Source organism: Streptomyces boncukensis, from assembly GCF_011045075.1.
Classification (GTDB): Bacteria; Actinomycetota; Actinomycetes; order Streptomycetales; family Streptomycetaceae; genus Streptomyces; species Streptomyces boncukensis.
In genome coordinates, this window is sequence record NZ_JAAKZZ010000746.1 from 1 (window position 1) to 2,735 (window position 2,735).

The 2,735-nt window shown below is 73.2% G+C and carries 2 protein-coding genes; both read left to right on the forward strand.

All coding sequences use genetic code 11. The annotated features are described in order from the left end of the window. Position 1 precedes the first annotated feature (1 nt). Positions 2-1,360 (forward strand): SAV2148 family HEPN domain-containing protein, encoded by a 1,359-nt coding sequence (locus tag G5C65_RS35045; RefSeq protein WP_165303098.1) that lies wholly within the window; start codon positions 2-4, stop codon positions 1,358-1,360. A 56-nt stretch (positions 1,361-1,416) separates the two neighbouring features. Beyond that, positions 1,417-2,613: a macrolide family glycosyltransferase gene (locus G5C65_RS35050; protein ID WP_165303099.1), complete on the forward strand. Its 1,197-nt coding sequence runs from the start codon at positions 1,417-1,419 to the stop codon at positions 2,611-2,613. Positions 2,614-2,735: the final 122 nt, after the last annotated feature.

Genomic DNA, 2,735 nt, shown 5'->3' on the forward strand with positions numbered 1-2,735 from the left:
GTTGGGTTCGGGAGGGCTTGAACTCCCCCCAGGCGACGGCGGCGAAGGGGGCGGCGGGGATCTGGGCACCCCGGACACCGGGCCCGGGACCGGCGGCGTCGGCAGCGGCGGTGGCAGCGCGGGCGGTGCCGGCGGTGCCGGTTACGAGGGGTGGCAGCCGGGGGCCGTTCCGCTCGCGCGCCCGATGGAGATAGGCGCCGACCTGGCGTGGGGCGCGGACGCCTGGGCCCAGGTGCGGACCCGGGCCCAGCGCGCGGGGCGGGCGTACATCTGGCTGAACCTGGTCGAACAGCGGCTGCGGGCCGTCGTCGCCGCCGTGCTGCGGCCCATCTACGAGCCGGTGCACGGCGAGGAGTGGGTCATCGCGGCCGCCGGCCCCGCGGGGCAGGAGTGGGTGCAGCGGGCCGTGGCCGTGCGGGAGGTGTCCCGCCGCAAGGGCTATCTGCTGGACCCGGCCGACGACACCATCCTCGCCTTCCTCACCCTCCCGCAGCTGCGGGAGCTCATGGTGCAGCACTGGCCGTGCTTCGAGCCGTACTTCGAGGACCGGCGCGAGCTCGAACTGGCACTGGACGAGCTGGAGGTGGCGCGCAGCGCCGTCGCGCGCAACCGCGCGCTCTCGGAGACCGTGCTGGCCCAGGCCGAACGGATGTGCGCACGGCTGCTGGAGCTGCTGGGGGCCTCGCGGGACGACGCGCCGTCCGCGGGGCGGCTGCCGGTGGACGCGGTGGAGGAGCTGGTGGGGGACCGGTTCGCGGATGTGGTGAGCGTGCACCCGGACCGGGTGCGGCTGCAGCGGCAGCTGCCCGTCGAGGACCTGTTCGGCGGCGCGCGGCGGCTGGACGCGATGGGGATAGGGCTCAACCTCCTCGTCCAGAACTACAGCGGGCGCCGCCTGGTGCGGCTGGCCGAGGCGGGCTGCCGGATCCGGCTGCTGTTCCTGAACCCCGCCAGCAGCGCGGTGCGCCGCCGGGAGCGGGAGCTGGGGCTGAAGAAGGGCGAGCTGAGCCGCTCGGTGGAGATGAACATCCTCCATATGCGCCGGGTGCGGGCCCGGCTGCGGGACCCCGGCGCCTTCGAGATCCATGTGTTCGACGAGACGCCGCGCTGCACGGCGTACATGGTCGACGGGGACAGCGCCGAAGGGCTCGCGGTGGTGCAGTCGTATCTGCGGCACGCGCGGGGGATGGAGGCGCCGGTCCTGGTGCTGCGGGGCGGGAACCGGGAGCTGGTGCAGCGCGGGGAGCCGGGTGGCGCCGTGCCGCGGGGCAAGCCGCAGGACGAGGGCGACCTGGGGCTCCTTCCGGTGTACCGGGAGGAGTTCGAGTCCTTCTGGGCGGATTCGCGGCCGGTGTCCTGAGCGGGGCCGGGTCCGCGGGTTGCACGAGACGATCCGTCTCGTCTAGTGTCACCGATATGCCTCGCACCGCACCCGCCCATATCGCGATGTTCAACATCGCCGCGTCCGGCCATGTCCACCCCGGCCTGGAGGTGATCCGCGAGCTGGTGGCCCGCGGGCACCGGGTCAGCTACGCGGTCCCGCCCGCCATGGCCGACCTCGTCGCCGCGACGGGGGCCGAGCCGAAGCCGTACACCTCCTCGCTCCCCACCGACGACCCGGCCGACTGGGGCTCGGGCCTGCTCGACAACATCCGGCCGTTCCTGGACGACGCCGTCCAGGCGCTGCCCCAGCTCGCGAAGGTGTTCGAGGGCGATGTCCCCGATCTGGTCCTCTCGGACTCCACCTCCTATCCCGCACGCGTCCTCGCGCACCGCTGGGGCGTGCCGCAGGTCCAGCTCACGACGCACATGGTGGCCTGGGAGGGATATGTCCCCGAGGACGTCGCGCCCGAGTACGCGGAGATGAAGCGGTCGGCGGAGGGGCAGGCGTACTACGCGCGGTTCCGCGCGTGGCTGGACGAGCACGGCATCGCCAGGGACGTCGACGAGTTCGCGGGCATCCCGCGCCGCGCGGTGGTGCTGATCCCCAAGGCCATGCAGCCGAACGCCGCCCTCGTCGACGAGGAGCGCTACACGTTCGTCGGCACCTGCAGCACCGGCGCGGCCCGCACGGAGGAGTGGCGCCGCCCGGAGGGGGCCGAGGGCAGCCGGCTGCTGCTGGTCTCCCTCGGGTCGACGTTCACCGCCGAGCCGGAGTTCTACCGGGCGTGCGTCGAGGCGTACGGCGATCTGCCCGGGTGGTACGTCGTCCTGCAGATCGGCAGGCATGTGGATCCGGCCGTGCTGGGACCGCTGCCGTCCAACATCGAGACGCACCCGTGGGTGCCGCAGCTCGCCATCCTGGGGGAGGCCGACGCGTTCGTCACCCACGCGGGGATGGGCGGCAGCCAGGAGGGGCTGGCCACCGGCACCCCGATGATCGCCGTGCCGCAGGCGGCCGACCAGTTCATGAACGCCGCGCTGCTGGAGGGGCTGGGCGTCGCCCGGCACCTGCCGAAGGAGCGGGCGACGGCCGAGGCGCTGCGGTCCGCGCTGGAGGAGCTGACCGGTGACCCGGAGGTCGCCCGGCGGCTCGCGGAGATCCAGCGCCGGACGCTCGCCGAGGGCGGCGCCACGCGCGCGGCCGACGTCATCGAGTCGGAGCTTCCCTAGTGTCCTGAGTCGGAGATTCGTCGTTGGTCTGGTGTGAGTCGTCCTGGACCGAAGATCCCGCCTGTTGTGCTGACTGATGCTGAGCGGGAGATGTTGCAATCATGGGTGCGTCGTCGTTCGAG

Bases quoted from the DNA above. Each gene is read 5' to 3' on its own strand.
- G5C65_RS35050 (WP_165303099.1), top strand. From the start codon at position 1,417: ATGCCTCGCACCGCACCCGCCCATATCGCGATGTTCAACATCGCCGCG.